General features: G+C 57.6%; 18 protein-coding genes and 3 pseudogenes. 8 read left to right on the top strand and 13 right to left on the bottom strand.

The features are described 5' to 3' along the window. From EOA32_RS08675 to EOA32_RS08660, 4 genes and pseudogenes are all read left to right on the top strand, one after another. Nucleotides 1–305 (top strand): annotated as a pseudogene (locus EOA32_RS08675) (LacI family transcriptional regulator); the annotation flags it as partial. A gap of 646 nt (nucleotides 306–951) precedes the next feature. Continuing rightward, a complete protein-coding gene (locus tag EOA32_RS08670; protein ID WP_128371493.1) occupies nucleotides 952–2,889 on the top strand; it encodes an acyltransferase family protein in 1,938 nt (645 codons plus the stop codon). A gap of 179 nt (nucleotides 2,890–3,068) precedes the next feature. Next, nucleotides 3,069–3,818 (top strand): carbonic anhydrase, encoded by a 750-nt coding sequence (locus EOA32_RS08665; protein WP_128371492.1) that lies wholly within the window; start codon nucleotides 3,069–3,071, stop codon nucleotides 3,816–3,818. A gap of 1,042 nt (nucleotides 3,819–4,860) precedes the next feature. Next, nucleotides 4,861–5,220, top strand: a complete 360-nt coding sequence (locus EOA32_RS08660) for a hypothetical protein (RefSeq protein WP_128371491.1) — start codon at nucleotides 4,861–4,863, stop codon at nucleotides 5,218–5,220. Nucleotides 5,221–5,279: 59 nt separating this feature from the next. On the opposite strand, the gene arsC is transcribed toward EOA32_RS08660, so the two are convergent. From arsC to EOA32_RS08640, 4 genes are read right to left on the bottom strand one after another with little or no spacing between them, the layout of a single operon-like run. Continuing rightward, entirely contained in the window at nucleotides 5,280–5,696 is a 417-nt protein-coding gene (gene arsC, locus EOA32_RS08655) for an arsenate reductase (glutaredoxin) (protein ID WP_128371490.1), read from the bottom strand. Then, complete coding sequence (locus tag EOA32_RS08650) at nucleotides 5,693–6,394, bottom strand: MIP/aquaporin family protein (RefSeq protein WP_128371489.1); 702 nt, start codon at nucleotides 6,392–6,394, stop codon at nucleotides 5,693–5,695. The genes arsC and EOA32_RS08650 overlap by 4 nt, the downstream gene beginning before the upstream one ends. Before the next feature lie 4 nt (nucleotides 6,395–6,398). Beyond that, complete coding sequence (locus tag EOA32_RS08645; protein ID WP_128371488.1) at nucleotides 6,399–6,959, bottom strand: arsenate reductase ArsC; 561 nt, start codon at nucleotides 6,957–6,959, stop codon at nucleotides 6,399–6,401. Nucleotides 6,960–6,971: 12 nt separating this feature from the next. Then, on the bottom strand, nucleotides 6,972–7,304 hold the full coding sequence (locus EOA32_RS08640) for a metalloregulator ArsR/SmtB family transcription factor (protein ID WP_128371487.1): 333 nt from the start codon (nucleotides 7,302–7,304) through the stop codon (nucleotides 6,972–6,974). Nucleotides 7,305–7,366: 62 nt separating this feature from the next. On the opposite strand from EOA32_RS08640, the pseudogene EOA32_RS39735 reads away from it, so the two are divergent. Next, nucleotides 7,367–7,490 (top strand): annotated as a pseudogene (locus tag EOA32_RS39735) (phasin); the annotation flags it as partial. A 175-nt stretch (nucleotides 7,491–7,665) separates the two neighbouring features. Here the strand turns inward: EOA32_RS39735 and EOA32_RS38470 are convergent. Next, on the bottom strand, nucleotides 7,666–7,839 hold the full coding sequence (locus EOA32_RS38470) for a hypothetical protein (protein ID WP_189407011.1): 174 nt from the start codon (nucleotides 7,837–7,839) through the stop codon (nucleotides 7,666–7,668). Nucleotides 7,840–7,855: 16 nt separating this feature from the next. Then, on the bottom strand, nucleotides 7,856–8,086 hold the full coding sequence (locus EOA32_RS08630; RefSeq protein ID WP_245499209.1) for a hypothetical protein: 231 nt from the start codon (nucleotides 8,084–8,086) through the stop codon (nucleotides 7,856–7,858). Between the two features lie 130 nt (nucleotides 8,087–8,216). Here EOA32_RS08630 and EOA32_RS08625 point away from each other — a divergent pair, with 130 nt between their 5' ends. Continuing rightward, complete coding sequence (locus EOA32_RS08625) at nucleotides 8,217–9,719, top strand: inorganic triphosphatase (RefSeq protein WP_348632196.1); 1,503 nt, start codon at nucleotides 8,217–8,219, stop codon at nucleotides 9,717–9,719. Nucleotides 9,720–10,271: 552 nt separating this feature from the next. On the opposite strand, the pseudogene EOA32_RS39730 reads toward EOA32_RS08625, so the two are convergent. Together EOA32_RS39730 and EOA32_RS08615 are read right to left on the bottom strand one after the other, a co-directional pair. Then, nucleotides 10,272–10,361, bottom strand: a pseudogene (locus EOA32_RS39730) (LysR family transcriptional regulator); the annotation flags it as partial. 457 nt (nucleotides 10,362–10,818) lie between these two features. After that, nucleotides 10,819–11,754 carry an XRE family transcriptional regulator gene (locus EOA32_RS08615; RefSeq protein ID WP_189407009.1) on the bottom strand — a complete coding sequence of 312 codons (936 nt, stop codon included), beginning with the start codon at nucleotides 11,752–11,754 and terminating at the stop codon, nucleotides 10,819–10,821. A gap of 365 nt (nucleotides 11,755–12,119) precedes the next feature. Between EOA32_RS08615 and EOA32_RS08610 the strand changes: the two genes are divergently transcribed. Beyond that, a complete protein-coding gene (locus EOA32_RS08610) occupies nucleotides 12,120–12,767 on the top strand; it encodes a hypothetical protein (RefSeq protein WP_128371484.1) in 648 nt (215 codons plus the stop codon). Between the two features lie 160 nt (nucleotides 12,768–12,927). On the opposite strand, the gene hxsA is transcribed toward EOA32_RS08610, so the two are convergent. The 4 genes from hxsA to EOA32_RS08590 are packed head-to-tail and all read right to left on the bottom strand — an operon-like array spanning nucleotide 12,928 to nucleotide 16,278. Beyond that, entirely contained in the window at nucleotides 12,928–13,494 is a 567-nt protein-coding gene (hxsA, locus tag EOA32_RS08605) for a His-Xaa-Ser repeat protein HxsA (RefSeq protein ID WP_128371483.1), read from the bottom strand. Continuing rightward, nucleotides 13,491–14,600, bottom strand: a complete 1,110-nt coding sequence (gene hxsC / locus EOA32_RS08600) for a His-Xaa-Ser system radical SAM maturase HxsC (protein ID WP_128371482.1) — start codon at nucleotides 14,598–14,600, stop codon at nucleotides 13,491–13,493. The genes hxsA and hxsC overlap by 4 nt, the downstream gene beginning before the upstream one ends. After that, nucleotides 14,597–16,006, bottom strand: a complete 1,410-nt coding sequence (gene hxsB / locus EOA32_RS08595) for a His-Xaa-Ser system radical SAM maturase HxsB (RefSeq protein ID WP_128371481.1) — start codon at nucleotides 16,004–16,006, stop codon at nucleotides 14,597–14,599. The genes hxsC and hxsB overlap by 4 nt, the downstream gene beginning before the upstream one ends. Further along, entirely contained in the window at nucleotides 16,003–16,278 is a 276-nt protein-coding gene (locus EOA32_RS08590; protein WP_128371480.1) for a hypothetical protein, read from the bottom strand. The genes hxsB and EOA32_RS08590 overlap by 4 nt, the downstream gene beginning before the upstream one ends. 184 nt (nucleotides 16,279–16,462) lie before the next feature. On the opposite strand from EOA32_RS08590, the gene EOA32_RS08585 reads away from it, so the two are divergent. Then, on the top strand, nucleotides 16,463–16,975 hold the full coding sequence (locus EOA32_RS08585; RefSeq protein WP_128371479.1) for a MucR family transcriptional regulator: 513 nt from the start codon (nucleotides 16,463–16,465) through the stop codon (nucleotides 16,973–16,975). Between the two features lie 188 nt (nucleotides 16,976–17,163). Here the strand turns inward: EOA32_RS08585 and EOA32_RS08580 are convergent, their stop codons facing one another. After that, nucleotides 17,164–17,373 (bottom strand): cold-shock protein, encoded by a 210-nt coding sequence (locus EOA32_RS08580; protein WP_128371478.1) that lies wholly within the window; start codon nucleotides 17,371–17,373, stop codon nucleotides 17,164–17,166. Between the last annotated feature and the right edge of the window lie 148 nt (nucleotides 17,374–17,521).

Below are 17,521 nucleotides of genomic sequence, written 5' to 3'. Positions count from 1 at the left end.
ATATCATACAACGCGAATCCGAACTTGTCGGCTTGTATGTCGCCGGCGGCGGCACGGAGGGCGCCATCGCTGCACTCCGGGAAGAGGGCGATGGTCGGGATCTCCTGGCGATCGTCAACGAGATCACGCCAGAGTCGCGAGCAGCGCTCGCGGACGACATCATTACGATGGCGGTTGCCACGCCCCTGCGCCTGCTTTGCCAGGAGTTGGTGACGCTGATGGCCAGGGCAATCGAGACAGGCACCGCAGAGACGCCATGGCAGACGTTCTTGCCGTTTGAGATTTATCTGCCGGAAAACATTTGAGGCGAGATTCGCTTTCTTTGAGCGGTTCGCTCACGACAGAGCATAACAAATTCCACCATGTCTCATCACCGGAAAAGGTTCATCAGACTCTGCTCCCGTGTTCTTCTCGTACCCGTCTCGACGATGGCCTCTGCGAGATGAAACTGGAGAGGAACTGCGCGACCAGACCCATCGTCAGGCTGATGTGAGGAGCTGGCCCACAAAGACGCAGCACGACCATATGATTGTCTGGAAATCAGAAAGACGATCCCCAAGCCGCGGTTCGGCGGGTGGGTGTTCAAATGCATACGACAATAGACGATTGGATGTGCAACAGCCTCCGAACTGCCAAGGCAATCACTTCTGCAATGGTAAGAGAAAGAGCCGACGTTCAATCGTTATGCAGCCACCCTACGATCCACGGTGTGGATAAGTTCCATCGAAACAATTGATTTTTCGAATTTTCTGAAATGGGGCAAATCTCGATCTGACTGGTTTCAAAGCACGTCGAGCACACGTGTGCAAATGGCGCTCGCAAGCATGGAAGTGACGTCCAGCCTTGGGAATTCGGTGACGCGAAGGAATCAACCGATAGGATAAAACCCCGGTCGTCTTCGTAACTGCCGTGCCCTCACTTCAGCAAAGTCACCTCTATATTAGGTAGTCCATGCCGCAATATTTGCGAACCGATATTCAGGCCTTGCGAGGCTTGGCCGTTTTTCTGGTTGTTCTTTATCACGCCCGTCTTGGACCGGGTGCCGCAGGTTATCTTGGCGTTGACATTTTTTTCGTCATATCGGGGTTCCTGATCACGGGTCTCGTCAGGACGCATGTTGAGCAATCACGGTTCAGTTTTTGGGAGTTCTACTACCGGCGTGCTAAACGCCTGTTGCCGGCTGCCTACGTCGTCATTGCGCTCACGACGATCGCTGCGCCTTTCTTCCTGTCGGAGGTGGAGCTGAAAGGGTTCCAAAACCAGGTTCTCGGGGCCCTCACATTCACCGGCAATATCGTTCTCTGGTTTCAGTCCGACTACTTCGGTGGCGCCGCCGAAACGAAGCCCCTCCTGCATTTCTGGTCACTCGCTATCGAGGAGCAGTTTTATTTGCTCCTCCCTGCCTTCTTGGCCTTGGCTCCGAGGAGATGGTGGCTGACCGGTGTAGGCGTGCTCCTCGTTGCCAGCTTCTCGCTATGTCTTTATTTAGCCTCCCGCGATCCATCCGCCGCATTTTTTCTTTTGCCGGCCCGATTTTGGGAAATGGCCCTGGGTTCATTCGGTGCCTTGCTTCCCATCAGCCCCAACGTGGCTGCCAAGCTTTCGAAGCTGCGCCTACCGGCGCTCACATTGCTTCTCTTTATTGCCGTTGTCCCCATTGGTTCCCCTCATCCGGCCGCGGGTGCGGCTGTGGTTTGTCTCGCAACGCTGGTCCTCCTGCTTGCACCCAGTAAAGATAATGTGGCGGTTCGAGGCATGGCGAGGATAGGAGACGTCTCGTATTCTCTCTATCTGATCCATTGGCCGGTGCTCGTCTTTGTCCGGGCCGCTTGGCTCGCAGATACACCTGCCCTTGCGATCTATGCGGCAGTTGCTTTCTCATTTGTCGCGAGCTGGGTTCTTCACCGTTTCGTGGAGGAGCCGTTCCGGCGCGGCTATGCGACGTCCCGTTTACGGCTGTCTTCGGGTCTCCTCGCTGTATCGGTTCTGCTCGGCTTGTCGCCCTCGCTCGCCATTGCGGCGACCCAAAGCAACATTGACTTTGCCTATATCCGACGGATCAACGAGGGTTTGGGACCGGCGTGTGATTTCAGGCCCGGATCGCCTCCTCAGGAAATCCATCGCAACTGCGAAACGACCGACAAACCCGAGTTGCTGGTCTGGGGTGATTCATTTGCCATGGCGGTGGTTCCCGGCTTGGCCAAGACAATCGGAGAAACGGGACTGGCTCAGCTCACGATGAGCGCGTGCCTGCCTGCTGTCGGAATAGCCGGTTTCTCAAAGCCGTCGACAGCGTCGCCCTATTCCCGCGCCTTCGGCGAGAGCTGTATTCGCTTCAATGACAGCGTTTTGCGTATCTTGAAAGCTCGACCCGAAATAAAGACCGTTGTCATTTCAAGCCCGTTTGGCGTCGCGGCGCCGGATCAATTCATGCTGCTTAAGAGGACCAAAGGTACTTTCACCGAGGTCAATCTTTCCATTGATGAGGCCGTTGATGGCATCAAGGCTCTCGTCGATGCCGTTCGCGCCCGGGGCAAGCGAGTGGTCGTTCTTGCTCCTCCACCGGTTGGGAACATCGACATCGGTGATTGTCTTGAAAGGAAGGCACGTGGAATTGTTATTGTCGGGCGTTACAGCGACTGTAAAATATACGTCGCACAATACCGCCGAAGTCAGTCCAGCACTCTCGAGCTCTTGAATAAAGTGGCCTTGAAGGCTGGCGTAGAGGTCATTTCTTATCACGACTTTCTGTGCGACGGCACAGCATGCAAGACGGAGATCGATGGCAAATTCCTTTACCGGGACAGCGGTCACCTTTCCTATGAAGGATCAGAGATAATCGCTCGCCGGACAAGACTTGCCGAGAGGCTGGTTGCGGCTGCTCGTTAGAGCTGATGAGATGGTTTGAAGCAGCCAGATTCGTCTCGTGGTTCGAAAGCTGGAGGGTGAAGCCTGGTTAGCTTGGGCCCAATGTCGGGACCCGATCAACTCGCTGGATCGTGCGTCCTCGCAATGGCCCTTTTTTTCAATTGGAAGAGCATCAATTCGCGTTAGGAAGGGAAAGCAATATGGACCGTCGTCACCTGATCAAAGGGTTCGCTGCACAGGGCGTTTGCCTCATCTGCGCCGCGGCCGCGCGGGCGGATGGGGCCCATTGGGGATACACTGGTCAGGTGGGGCCCGAGCACTGGGCCGATCTGGACAGGAAGAATTTCGTCTGTTCGGCGGGTACGCAGCAGTCACCTATTGATATTACCGACGCCGTCAAGGCCGACATGCCGCGTATCTCAGTAGATTGGCACAAGAGCCCCTGCAAGTTGGTGAATAACGGGCATACCATTCAAATCAATACGCCGGGAGGCAGCACGCTGACCCGCGGGGATCGTACTTTCGAATTGATCCAATTCCATTTTCATACGCCAAGCGAGCATCGCATAGCTGGCAAGAGTTTCCCGATGGAAGCGCATTTCGTCCACAAGGACACAAAGAGCGACAGCTTTGGCGTCCTGGGAGTCTTTCTGAGACCAGGCGCGACAAATGCCAGCTTTGCAAGCCTGGCAGCAGTCTTTCCTGCGCGGCCAGGCGCGTCAATGGCCGCCGATATCGATCCCAGCGGGCTTCTCCCGGCCTCGCTCAGCTACTGGACCTATGAGGGATCATTGACGACGCCGCCCTGCACCGAGAGCGTTGAATGGATGTTGGCAAAAGAACCGGTGCAGGTCGACGCTGCGGATATTGCTCGATTTGTCTCGCTCTATCCCCACAACGCACGGCCTATCCGTTCACCTAATCGGCGCTTCATCCTAGACATCAATTGAGGCCTTGGAATGCGGCAATAAAGAACGTTGACCGGCAGAGGAGGCGGCCGCAGAACGCGAAAGGGGACCGCCTTTGTTGCCCATCCGACGAAGATGAAAGTGACCGGACCATCGCGGCCGATATAATCGCAATGCAGGCCGGCTTGCTAACGCGCCAGCGATGTGTAATCGGCACCGAGCACATTTCGTCCAGAAAAATTTTCGGACCGCAGACTTCCGGCTCCGGGCATGATCGCCTGCCGATAGGGCGAGGCTCTATTGGTTAAGGCACCGCCACGTCCGCGATGGGAGCCCCGGGCTAATATAAACCGGGTCGGCATGGACCAACTGCTACAGGTCCCCACCACCCATCCCAGATGCGGCAGCGCCCAGTCTCAGCGCCGTTGGCTTTTCGGTGGAGGCCCTCTTCGGGATCGGCCGTCGAGGCGCGCGTATCGTCCGACCGCATTTAGCCTCGAAGTTCGATCGCTGTTGCGCCCCACCGGGATAATGCGTGGTCGCAGGCGCGTTCCGCGCGGCAGCATCGGCATCGTGTCGTACCGCATCTCGCAGCGGCCTTTCTGAGCCCCTCCCCGTCTCTCAACTCCTGTAGGATAGTTGTGACTCACCGAAGCCAGGCATAGCCGCCTCAAAGGCGGCGCCCGACATGTTCTGTCGGGTTTGTCGAGTTCACGATAGGGGCCTCTTTAGCCGATCTCTAGCTCTTCTCCAGGCTAATCGACTGAAAAGAAACCCAAAACTCCTTCTACGGCTCGATCGGTCAAACTGGCATGAATCTTGAGGATCTCTTTTGTCAGGCGGGCAGCAGGCTGACTGTCGTGGTTCATGGCACGGGCAGCCAAGATGGAGGGTTGGAGCAAAGCGATACTTAGGGTTTGCGCACGCGTGCTCTTAGCACGGCAAGATATGCGTGCACGGAACGTCCGAATAGCCCTGCAATACAACATCGCTCCGGGGCGACACAGCACACAACTTCATGGATTCAGAAATGAACCGGCACACTATTTCAACCGCCAGTACTCGTATTCTGTGGTATAGGCGTATGTTCATCGCTGAAAGATGCCTGATTTCCTTCGCGATGGGCATCTTTGCGCTGCTTCCAGTTTACCTGTTGTCGATTGGGCGAGACGAGATCTTCTTTGGCTCGATCTCGGCAGCAGGCATGGCGACCGCTATCCTAATAGTCTTGATCAGTCCTTCGCTCACCCGGCGGTTTAGCGTGCGAAGGCTTGCACCTATCGGCGGGCTTCTCTATGCAGCAGGGTGCGCGACCATCCTCGTAAATGAGTTTTCGGGGGTACGCGCGACCCTCCCCTACTTCCTGAGCTACATGCTGCAATCGGGTGGGAGCGGCTTGTCGAGCTTCCAACGCGCCTTCACGCTGCACCTTTCAGTCGCTTGAGAGTCAAGCCCCGACGAAATGACGGTCCACGAAACGAAGCAAGATCCGATTGATCTCGATCAGAGCATACGTTCCGTGGCAGTGAGATTTTCGCCATCTTCCTTCGTGAACGGACCGATATCCGGATTAGGGAGGATGCTGAGCACGGCTTCCGATGGCCTTGCGAGGACAACGCCGAGCGGCGAGATGACAATCGGTCTGTTGATTAAAATCGGATGCTCGAGCATGAAGTCGATCAATTGGTCGTCGGTCCATTTTGAGTTGCCGAGATCGAGCTCCGCGTAGGGCGTGCCCTTCTCGCGCAAGAGATCGCGTGGCGTGATGCCCATCGCGCCGATCAGCTCCACAAGCTTCTCCCGCGAGGGCGGATTCTTGAGATATTCGATAACTTCAGGCTCCTCGCCGCACTGTCTGATCATCGCCAGCGTGTTGCGCGAGGTGCCACAGTCGGGGTTGTGGTAGATGGTGATGGTCATTCGGCGGCTTTCAATTTCGGGTTCGCCACGGAGGCGGGTTTCGGTTCCGCCAGCAACCATCCGGCAAGGAGCAGAGCGACAATGGCGCCGAGAATTTCGGCAACGATGAAGGCCGGCAGGTCAATCGGTCGGATTCCAGCAAAGGTGTCGGAAAAGGCGCGCGCGATCGCCACAGCAGGGTTGGCGAAGGAGGTCGAAGCAGTGAACCAGTAGGCGGCGGTAATGTAGAGTCCGACCAGCCACGGAATGGCATCGGAGCGGAAGCGCAACCCGGCCAGGATGGTGAAGACAAGGCCGAAGGCGGCTACTGCTTCCGCAAACCATTGACCTGACCCTGTCCGCGCATGCGTCGAAATCTGGACGAGCGGCAGCTCGAACATCCCGTGTGTGACCAGCGTGCCGACGATGCCGCCGACAATCTGCGCCAGGATGTAGAGCACGGCAGCATTGACGGTGATTTCGCGCCGCAATCCGAAAACCAGCGTCACAGCCGGGTTGAAATGAGCGCCAGAGATTGGACCGAGGATGGTGATCAGCACCACCAGAATAGCGCCCGTCGGCAGCGTGTTGCCGAGCAGCGCCAGCGCGACGTCATTGGTCAGCTTGGCGGCCATGATCCCCGAGCCAACCACGGTCGCGACAAGGATCGCGGTGCCCAGGGCTTCCGCCACAAGGCGGCGTGGCAAATCGACGACCATTGGCTCAGCCTGCCTTGGGTAGGCTGCGACCGACCTGACCGATCTCATCCAGGCTCTTCTCAAGTGCAAGCTGGTTGCGACCGATCTGATCCAGGCTCTTTTGTAGCGCGAGCTTGTCGAGCTTGTTCATCGGCAGGCTGACGAAGATTGAAATCCGATTGTTGAGCATCCGATAGGTGTCGGCAAAGGCCAGGTGCTTTTCAGCCTCGGAGCCTTCCACCGCTGCCGGATCCGGCACGCCCCAATGCGCTGTCATCGGCTGACCCGGCCAGATCGGGCAGGATTCGTTGGCCGCATCGTCACAGACGGTGAAAACGAAATCCATCTCGGGCGCGCCCGGCTTGGCGAACTCTTCCCGGTCCTTCGAGCGCGCGAAAGAGGTATCGTAGTTGAGGCTCTTCAGGAGCTGCATGGTATAAGGGTGGACTGCGCCCTTTGGGTGCGAGCCAACCGAGTAGCCTTTGAACTTGCCTGCGCCCACGAGATTGATGATCGCCTCCCCGATGATCGATCGAGCCGAATTTCCGGTGCAGAGAAACAGGACGTTATAAATCGGATCGCTCATGGCATCCCGCCTTTAGCAATCGCACGTAACTGCCTTGATGATCGGCTGACAGAGCTCCGGCTTGCCGTTGCAGCAATCTTCCATCAGGTAGGCAAGCAGGTCTCTGAACCCCGTCATGTCGACGACGTAGCGGATTATTCGTCCGTCACGCTCGGCTCGGACAAGCCCGGCATGGTCGAGCACTTTCAGGTGCGCAGACATCGTGTTTTGGACCGCGCCAAGCCGCGCGCCGATTTCGCCGGCCGGCAAACCATCCGGGCCGGCTCGCACCAGAAGCCTGAAAACCTCTAGCCTGGTGTCCTGGCCGAGCGCAGAGAGCGCCGCGATTGCTTTGATTTTATCCATATATCCCTATATCTAGATCTATCGCATTTTTGCAACCCGGATGCGACGGATGATGCGTGAACAAACAGATTGAAATTTCTGTCGAACAGGCCAAGACCCTGCGGGATGTTGAGAGCGAGCGAGGATGTATCCAAGCCGATCAAGGATGCCTTCGAGAAGGCTTTGAAGGAACTCAAGGCCGCTTAATCGCTCAGGCGAGACCGAAGGTAGATGTCTCGACTCTGGGGGCATGCGCCGGTCTGCTTCCATTTGGTGGAACGGCTTTGTCCGCCCGACCGCGCCATTCGATCATGTTGCGGCAAATCTCAATCTGTTGCTCGCGCATTGCCATTCGGTCGGCATTGGTCAGACGCAGGCGCCATCAACGGCCATCGTCTACACGTTCGGCCAGTGTGAAAGCCTGTAGGTTCTTGACCTTTCCGCGGTCCTGATCGGCGTTCGCGATAATCGAGAAGAACGCCGCGCGGGCGATGTCCTTCTTCGAGGCGTTCGGGTGCTCCTTGCGTGCCGCCTTGATCAATTGCTTGGGCGTCATACGAACGAGAGCGGCCCTAGCCGCTCCGCAATGGGCGAAGAGGCAAAGAACCGCGCCGCGACATTTCAGTCCTCTTCCTTGAGACCTTCGGCTTCGTCTTTGAGCTTGGTCCAATCGGCACCGTGCTGCGCAACAAGGCGCGCGCCTGTCTCGGCGAGACGTCCGCAATTTCCGTCAGGTGCTCTACCTCCAGCTCCTGACCCTTCACCACGCGGCTCACCTTCTTCTTCTTTTCTTTGGTAGCCATCTGCTGTGTCCTTTTCTAGCATGTCGGATGAACGAGGACTGACAAGTGTGGTTCCGGCGCGCTCATTCTCGTCTGCCGGCTTGAGGTCCGGCCACAATGGCCGAGGCGGGCGGTTGTTTGTGACAGTCTTATGACGCACGATTGGGGGGGTGGGGTTGCCGCAACGCGACGCCGAGACATCATGCAGGAAACGGAACTGAAGCTCGAGCTTTCGCAATCGGGTGCGCGGTCGCTCCTGAAGAAGAATCCGTTTGGATCCTCCCCCACCATTCTCCAGCAGATATCCATCTATTTCGACACTCCCGGATGGGACCTGTCTAAGCGCGGCCTGTCGCTTCGCATCCGGCAATCGGGAAATGAACGCATACAAACCGTCAAAGCCGGGAATGGCGCCGCGGCCGGATCGTTCACACGCGAGGAATGGGAGCAGCCGGTCGCCGGCGATACACCGATCCTTGACGATCCGCAGATCCGCGACCTGCTTGCGGAGGATCGCTCAAAGCTCGCGCCCTTGTTCGAGGTTCATGTCAAACGGCATTCCTGGAATGTGACGGATGGCGACGCCATGATCGAAGTCGCACTGGATCTGGGCAAGGTCGTCGCAGCCGATCGGGAGGCGCCGCTCTGCGAGATCGAATTCGAGAAGAAGGCGGGCTCAGCGAGAGCGATGTTCGCGCTTGCCCGGAAAGTCGACCTGATCACACCAACGCATGTCGGAGTGCTGAGCAAAGCTGAACGGGGCTATCATCTGCTTGGCTCGGCACCTGGTGCTGTTAAAGCTGCTTCGACCCCGCTCACGTCCGAGATGAGCGCGACAACGGCTTTCGCACACATCGCGGCGGCCTGTCTCAGACAGTTTCGTCTCAATGAATGGGTGCTGGGCTGGTACCGCGATGCCGAGGCCCTGCATCAGGCTCGCGTGTCGCTGCGCCGGCTGCGCTCGCTTTGCTCGATCTGCAAGTCGCTGTTCCATGATAGCCGTTTCGACCACCTGCGAGAAGAATTGAAATGGCTCGCCTCGGAATTTGGCGATGCGCGCAATATCGACGTGATGATCGGACGGGCTTCGAGTGAGGCTCTTTCTAGCCGTCTTCAAAACGCGCGCGACGACGCCTATGCGGCGGTCGAAGCATCGCTTTCCTCGGTGCGAGCCCGCTCCTTGATGATCGAGGCCACAGAATGGGTCTCCATCAGGGACTGGCGCACCGACCAATCGGACGAAACGTTGGCCGATCAGCCGGCAAGGGATTTCGCCTCCGGTGTATTTGATAAGTTTTGGAAAAAGGTAGCGAAGGCCGGCAAAAATCTCGTCGATGCCGATGACGAGACCCGCCATAAATTACGCATCGCCGCCAAGAAACTGCGCTATGCGGCGGAGTTCTTCGAGCCGCTTTACAACAGCAAGGCGGAAGCCAAACGCCATCGACGGTTCATGAAGATGATGGAGAGCCTGCAGGATCAGCTCGGCAGTCTCAACGATCTGGCCACCGCCCATGATATGCTGGCGGCGCTGGAGCTTTCGGACGTGGCTGGCGCGAAGGATCTCTACAGCACCGAGGACAAGTCCAAGCTTCTCAAAGACGCCGCGAAGGCACACGACGCCCTTGTCGACGCAAGGCGCTTCTGGCGCTGAGACATGCTGTTAGGAGAGACGAAGCTCCAGCACCGGCATGTCCTGGCAACTGGCCTGGGCATCAGCTGCGATCACCATCTGAGCGTCCTGGTACCTGCTGGACTACTGGACTCGACTTGGCCAATCAGGATCGCCTGTTGTCGCAAGCCGCACGGGACGGAAATCATCGACTCAAAAAAACGGATGTATGCGGCCAGGTTCGCTAGCCGGCCTTTTCAAGCTCCACCAATAGCTGATCAGGGTCAATTATGCCCTGTCCGAAAAGGTCCATTACCTTTATCGCTATCTGTTCGCGGTCATCCGCGCGCGCGATCTTGTGCTTTGAGCAATAATCGCTCACGGCTTTTGAGAGGATTGTGATCTCAGCCGGGTCCACTACACCGTGCCTTAACATGCCTGCCTCTGTTCGGAACGGGACGACTGGAAGAGGATACACCCAAAAAAAGTCAGCACCGAGTCAATTAAGTCCGAGACCCTCCTGCGGAAGGGAAAGCCCGCCGCCTCAGGGAGAGAACGACTGGCCTGTGCTTGGGTAGAAATGCTGGCGGGCGCCGGTTGCGCAATGTTCAGTCGCTCTGCCGTACACCAAAAATTGCCCTCTTTTGCGACCGCGAGGAAAACTCGAAGATGGCGCAGTTCAATCGACACTTTGCTCTCTCTATCACTAATCTTGCGCCGCGCCACGCGCGTCTCGCAAGCCGATCGGACGGCGCCGTGTCTGCCCAGTATCTTCTCTGTTTACGGTCAGACGGGGCAAAACGCTACCGCCGTTAACTCTGCACGAGTGCTCGTCAAGATTTTCGCGTGGGATCGTTTGCTCGCTGCGGTGCGCCAACGGGTCAAACTTGGCTTTTGCGTCTCTGTTCGGGTCAATTGAGATCGGGGCTTGCCTGGAAGCCACCGATCCGAGATGGGGCCTCGAGCGGATTGGCAGCTTTCGACTCGGCGGGAAGCAGACTTCAGTGAGGCTTCAAGGCGGACGCTCGACCGCGAAGGGCAGCCTTACGCCGCAAGCGGACACACGACGGCACTACAGCCTGTCTGACGTTCCTGAAGAGGGAAACCGTGCCAGATGGCCTGCAGCACTCGTCTCCCATCTTCAGCCTGGGGTCAGCTTAATTTGCTTGCCGGTGTACTCACGCCACAGGCCGAGCCGCTTTATCCGGTATTCTACCAGCTCGGAGGAGGTACCGAAGTTCCCGGCTATTTGGGCTGACGAGAGGTTCTGGGCCACGGCTTCGAAAATGGCAGCTTTGGGCAGCAGAGATGCGGCGGCGAGATAGTAAGCATCATGCTCTTCGATCGCATCGTAGGTTCGGCCGAAGGCCTCGGCCACCTTGCTTATTTTGGTGAGCTTATGCCCCAGCAGAATGTGCCAATACTCTTCGAGCACGGTGACACGCTGGCGCTCCACTGTGTGGCTATCGTTAAGTAGAACGGCCCACCGGTCATTCTCCAAATCCAACGGCACGCTCATCGCCGACCATTCGCCGCTAGCACTACCTCGCAGTTGCTTTACAATTCGCATGTCGATGCAATTGCTCTTGGATAGCGGGACGACTGCTATACCCTCGACCTCCAGGCGAAGGCTATCGAGGGGGCTGTCTTTGTCCAAGCCGAGATCCGCGCGGAACCGCTCTGCAGTCTCTTCGAGTTCCTCCTTCGAAAGCGTTACGGCGTCGTAGGCAGCGATATCGCTTTCATCACCCGCTGCGCTCGTCCTTCCCAATGATTGGCGAAGACAGTCGGCGGCTTGCAGCAGCATTCGAACGGTGCCGGACTGAACATTTCGTCCGGCACGAAAATGGACAAACGCCACTTTGTCGAAACTGAGGCCGGCTTCGTCTGCATACGGGCCGAGCCATTGAAGCAGTCGAATTTTGGAATTGTTATCTGGCTGGCCCTCTCCACGCTCAATCCGGGCAAGCGTGGAAAAACTCACTCCTACGGCGGTCGAAAGGGCTCGAATGCTCAACCCGTCGGCATCGCGCTTCTTCTTGACGGCTTGGACCAGTTTTTCTTCAAACGAAAGCATTTTGCCTGTGCGAATGACACACCTTGACACGGCAGCGCAGATCAGCGCAGCCTGTGCAAGTGACACAGACTCGCACATCCCCGATTCCAAGGGAAGTCGCTTTGGCGCCGGAGACCGAATCTTTGTTGCGGCAGATCGGCGCGGCCCTGCACACGAACGGGTCACTCCGGGTGCATACCGATGGTGTGATCTCCGTTGATCACCAGACGCAAAAGGAAAGAGCAGATGAACAGCAAAGAAAGAGAAGACCCGCAACCAGACCACGGAAAAGGACCGCCCGACGGGAAGGGGCGCCCGGTGGATCACGGGCGTCCGGTCCCGCATCACGGGTCGGCTGCGACCTTCAACGAGCCTACGAAAGCCAATTGAGCGGCGCCGGTGAGGCGTATCCGACATTGGCGGTATACCCCGACAAAGACGGCCTGTGGCTTCTCGTCAAAAGCTCAATCCTCACGGGCTTGACGCGGGAAGCCACTTTTCTCGTGGCTCTCCCTTATCGATCAGGAATTGGTCCCCGCGCCTGGGGCTTCTGGACAGCGACCGACAGTCGGCCCAAATGGATCGGTCCCCGCCACACCAACTTTCAGGACGGCTCAATTTGCGCTTTCGCACCTGACGACGGAGCATGGACCGAGGGCGGCGATCTTCCGACGCTGCTCGACCTCTATACCGTATGGGCAGCGCGGCAATTGTTCTTTGAGGTCTTCGGATTCTGGCCCGGAAAGCAGTATGCGCTGATTGGAAGCCCGCTTGCCCTGCAGGTCCACTATCGCCTCAGCGAGTGCAAAGACAATGAGCTCTGCGGCTGCGGCTCGGAAACGTTGCGGTATGCCGACTGTTGTAAGCCCAGGGACTCGAAGTGGAACCGCCTGCAGCTCATCAAAGAGTTCATGCGGGCTATCCCGGGCGGTTTTGCCAGCCGCCGACCCCCTGCCCGTGTCTTGGACTTCATTGACGGGCGTGCGCCTCTTCCCTCGATGGCGGACGTCCACCTGCTATTGCCAGCGTCCTAAAGCCCTTCAACGTGCCTCGGAGAAACCAAGGATCGCTCGGCCCCGCCGCGACGAGATCACAAAGCTGAATAGACTACCGCTTTTCGGAAATGGTCCATGTTTCGGAATGGCGACATAGATAAGCGCGAGGCGGCCATCCTCCCCCTGGCCGGCTGAGCGGTCAACGCGCCTCTATCCTCAGTGCGGTCAGCGTTTCGGGGGTGATGGTGCCGGTTACCTTTAGCCCGTAGTCTGACTGCATGCGCTGAAGCCCGGCCCTCAGTTCGGAATTCATCTCGCCGTCTATCTCTCCGGTGTAATAGCCGAACGCGAGCAAAGCGAACTCGACTTGTTGCACGATTTCCTTGAATCGGTAGGCGTTGCCCGGAAGCGTCTTGAGCGGTGCGGGCGCTGGCGCGATAGCGGGCGCCTGGTAGGTCGGTGCTGGCGCGGATGGCGCGCTATAGAGCGGGGCGGGCTCGCTGGGTGCCGTGCTGGGCGACGGCGGAATGTAGGAATAACCGCCCGTCGAGGAGCGATGGCTCGAATGCGAGACGTGACTGCTGTGCGAGCTGTGGCTGCTATGCCCAGCCAAGGTATATATATGATCAAGCTTGAAGATATCGAACAGCGATTTTGTCTTGCCGAGGTCGCCATCCAAAGTTGGCTTGATCGGATAGGCTTGTGCGTTGACAGGCAGGAACCCAGCCGCGAGCAGAGAGGGAATCGCGAAAAGCCGCTTCTTCATTGGAGAGCTCCCAACTTGCTATATCCGTGATCACGCGGATGCCACTCGAAAAATCCGCCACATCGGGGCTTCAACGAGCATCCAGTGCATTCTTCCCGATAAGCACGTTTCCAGTCCGAGATCGTGGGGGGTGCCAGATGGCGGTATCGTTCCGGGACGGTGCAGAGCGGGAAATTATAAAGCCGGGCGTTGATGCCGCGGCTTCTGACGAAATCGATGGATTGACCGACTACGTCGAAGCCCTCTGAACTGTCGTAGAACAGGGCATTCCAGTTCATGCGGCCAAAGCCGATATTCTCCATCTGCATGAGTGCCCATATCCGGATGAATGGAAGAGCAGTTGCAATAAATCTTGCCAGATGAGACAGCCCATCAGCGTTCGGGCGCATCAACACCGTGCGAAGTTCGATCGACGCACCGAGGCGGCATAGCAGAGCGAGATTCTCCAAGAGCTGCGCGTGCGCGCCTGTCTTGCCAACGATGTCGTCGTGTACAGCCGGGTCGCTCGAATACAGAGGAATCCCCCAAAGCACCCTACCCTGATCGATACGGTTCATCGGCCCCCGATCATCCTCATCGAAATGCTGGCCGTTCGTCAGAACATGGAAAGAAAGGTCCGGGCGTGCCTCAAGGACCTTCTCCAGAAACCCGAAGAGCTGGGCCTTGAAAAGCGTTGGCTCCCCGCCGGAAATGCCGATCATTGCGCCTTCCGGGGCAAGCAACGCCGCAGCCTCGAAATATGGAAACAGGTCCACATGGTACTGCTTGGGCGGCTGCGAGCACATCAGGCAAACCTGGTCGCATCGCTCGGTCACCAGAAAGGTGTTGTGCTGCGAGGAACTGCGGATGAGGCGGTCCGCGGTCCCGCGCCGGGGATTTACCAACAACACGTCCCCGTCGATGTTGGAAGGATCAATGCCTAGCACTCGGATTGAGCCGCCCTCGCCCGCATAGTCAGCTCCTTCCGATCCGACGCGCTCCAAGGCCACGTCGAAGGGGTTCAATTCCTCAGCGCTTTGCTTCCACGCCCCCGCCTCGAACGAGCGCAGACGCACGACAAAGGGCCGATCAGCATTTGCCTCGACCTTGATGCGCAGCGGAATCATGAATGCACCGGGGCCATCCTGTCGCCCCACGTGTTCACGCCGAGCCACGCGGCTACCGAGGCGCGGGCCGGCTCGTCCTTGCGGTAGAGCACCTCGAACACTTTGTCGAAGACTGACAAATGCCGGCCGCAGAACCACGTGTCGGGCCTAGGAAGGTCGACCCGGCCGTAGCGAGAAACATCATCGATGACGTCGGTTCCACAGAACGGCTGATAGGCGCAATGGATGCAATCCGGATCGAAGTGATTGAATGCTCCGGAATCGAGAAGGTTGACCTTTGCCCGGTCTATCCCCGTCGTGACATCGCCAATGCTGAGATCTATACGGCCGATCCGGGACAGCATCCGGGCCTCGTCTGTCGGATAGAAGTGGCCATCGTGATCTATAACGACATAGTCGGAGGCGAAGAAGTTGGGGTTGCGTATGTCCACGTGATTGTCCTGATCCAGGCGGAGCACACGCTTCAGGCACTGGCTGAAGTAGTATTCCTCCATGAAGCGGCCAGTCCGATGATTGCGAGCGATCAACACGTCGATGAATTGAGAATGGAGGCGATTCCAGCGCGCCAGTACGTTGCTGCCCTGATCGAGCTTCCGGGCAAATCCCTGGTGGTTTATCGGGCGCAGGTAGACAGATCGCATTCCGTATCGCTCATAATTGTCGAGAAGTCCTTCGAGGTCGGGCGGGTTGGCAACGTCGACTGTTGGCAGGGCCGAAATCTTCCCCTCGGGATAGCAAGAAACAGCTATCTCGAGGTTTCGGAAGAAAGTTTCGGTAACCTTGTGGTCGTGGGTGCGCTGACGCTCATGGGTCATGCGATCTCCATCGAGCGAGGTGCTGATAAAGGTATCTTCGGCGTCCAGGAAAGCCCATGCACGTGCGTCCAGCGTTTGCAGGTTCGTACAGACAACGAACTGCGGTCGCGCAAATTTTTCCCGGCAAAAGTTCCGAACAGCTTCCAGCAGATCGATCCGCAGCAAAGGCTCGCCACCCTGAAATTCGATCTTGATGTCCGGACTTTGCAAGCCGTCAAGGAAGGAAAGAACTCCTTCGAGGGTTTCGTGCGACCAATCGAAACCAAGGGCATTCTCAGGAGCGCGCGAAACTTGGCAGTAGCCGCAGGTGAGATTGCACCTTAGTGTCGGGACGAGAATGACGTAATTCATCTCGTGCGGTTTGGACTGCCGCCGCGCCCACCTGTAGGCGAACGACGTCCAGTGGACATCCAACTCTCGGTCGAATCCATGGCCCCCCTCCTTGAGGAACGCCACATCGGAGGCAGCCAGCTCGTCGGCGGCATACCGGTCCAGAAAGCCGTGATCGGCTTTGAAGAAACCCCCAGCGTCGTCGCAAAAGAGGATCGAACCGTCCGACGTCTCGCGAAATTTCAGCGGCCAGACGTTCATCGGCCGGTTACCGCCCTGAAGAGCGCCTGACGCATCGACAAAGTTTCCGCATAGATTTTCTCGCGATAGAGGGCGTGCAGAACAGTCCCGCGAAGGTGATCCTCGGTAACACTGCCGGACGAGCCTATGGATATCGCGCCGTCAATTCTTGAGAGGCGGCAGGCAGGATAGAGCGATTGGATCCGAAGCATCGCCGCATCGACGTATTTGTCGAACCGCGGCGGAATCTGCACCACGACTTCGAATTCAGCAGCGTTCGCTAATTTTGCCATGGCCCCATCCCAAGGCGATAATGCGCGGTGAGGCCCCAACAATCAATGAGATATTTGGCTTAGCATCGACGGAATTCATGCGGTTCGGATGATTTCGTCATTGAGAAAGCGATCTCGACAATGCACCTGCACAAACTGCACAAATGGGGGTGTATTGTAACTGATGGACCTCAAGGGAAGCACCATGACCGAATCCGCTCAGCCACAAGAGAACAGCGATCTGATAGCACTCGCCGCCGACATAGTTTCCGCATACGTCTCTGACAATCCGGTACCGGTGCCAGAACTCCCGAAGCTGATCAGGGATATTCACGCTGCCCTACAGCGGGTTGGCACGCCTGAAACGGAGACTACCACTAAGCAGGAGCCGGCGGTTTCGACAAAGAGATCGGTGACACCGGATTACATCGTCTGCCTTGAGGACGGAAAGAAATTCAAGTCGCTGCGGCGCCACCTGAACGTCCACTACAATCTCACCCCGGATGAGTATCGGCAGAAATGGAAATTGCCTGCCGATTATCCAATGGTGGCTCCGAACTACGCCGCCACCCGGTCTGCACTGGCAAAAGCAGCCGGCCTGGGCCGAAAGCCATCCGAACCGACCGTGGCGCCAAAGCAGAAACGAGGAACTCGCACCGCAGCAGCAGCAACCAAGTCAGAAGTTGCAAAGTCGCGCGAAAAAAAATCGCGAACATAACGGCTGCTCGCTGCTCGGACATGTTCTGCTTGCCTGCAGCCGCGGCGCCAGCATTGGCTGCAGGTGGGCAAGGCCTATTAGAGATCGAGGCGCGCGGCGAACTCGACCTCTCCTCGCACGTGCAGGCTCTTCTCCGCTCAACAACGTGGAAGGCGTAAGACTTACCGGCGCAGCCGGTAAAGCCCCCATCAGATCGCCCGAAGCTCGCCGGCCGACGTTTTTCCAGAACGTTTATCCTGCACCAGTTCGTAACCGATCTTCTGGCCGTCATTGAGACTCCGCAGCCCGGAGCGCTCCACGGCGGAAATATGCACGAATACATCCGGGCCGCCCTGATCAGGCTGAATGAAGCCAAAACCCTTCTGTGAATTGAACCATTTCACCGTCCCGGTAGCCATTTAGAGTCCTTTTTGCGATCAAGAATGATTTCGTGCTATCCATTGTGACTCGGCGGCGAGATCCAAGCCAAGCATATCTATCACGGTCATTCATTGGCAACATGAAAGCGCATCAAGCTCTTGCTGGAAGTCGGAGGCGCCGGAAGTG

The sequence above is a fragment of the Mesorhizobium sp. M1A.F.Ca.ET.072.01.1.1 genome, from assembly GCF_004023325.1.
Classification (GTDB): domain Bacteria; phylum Pseudomonadota; class Alphaproteobacteria; order Rhizobiales; family Rhizobiaceae; genus Mesorhizobium.
Note: the sequence above shows the minus strand (reverse complement) of the source record. Positions and strands in the feature narration are given on the sequence as shown.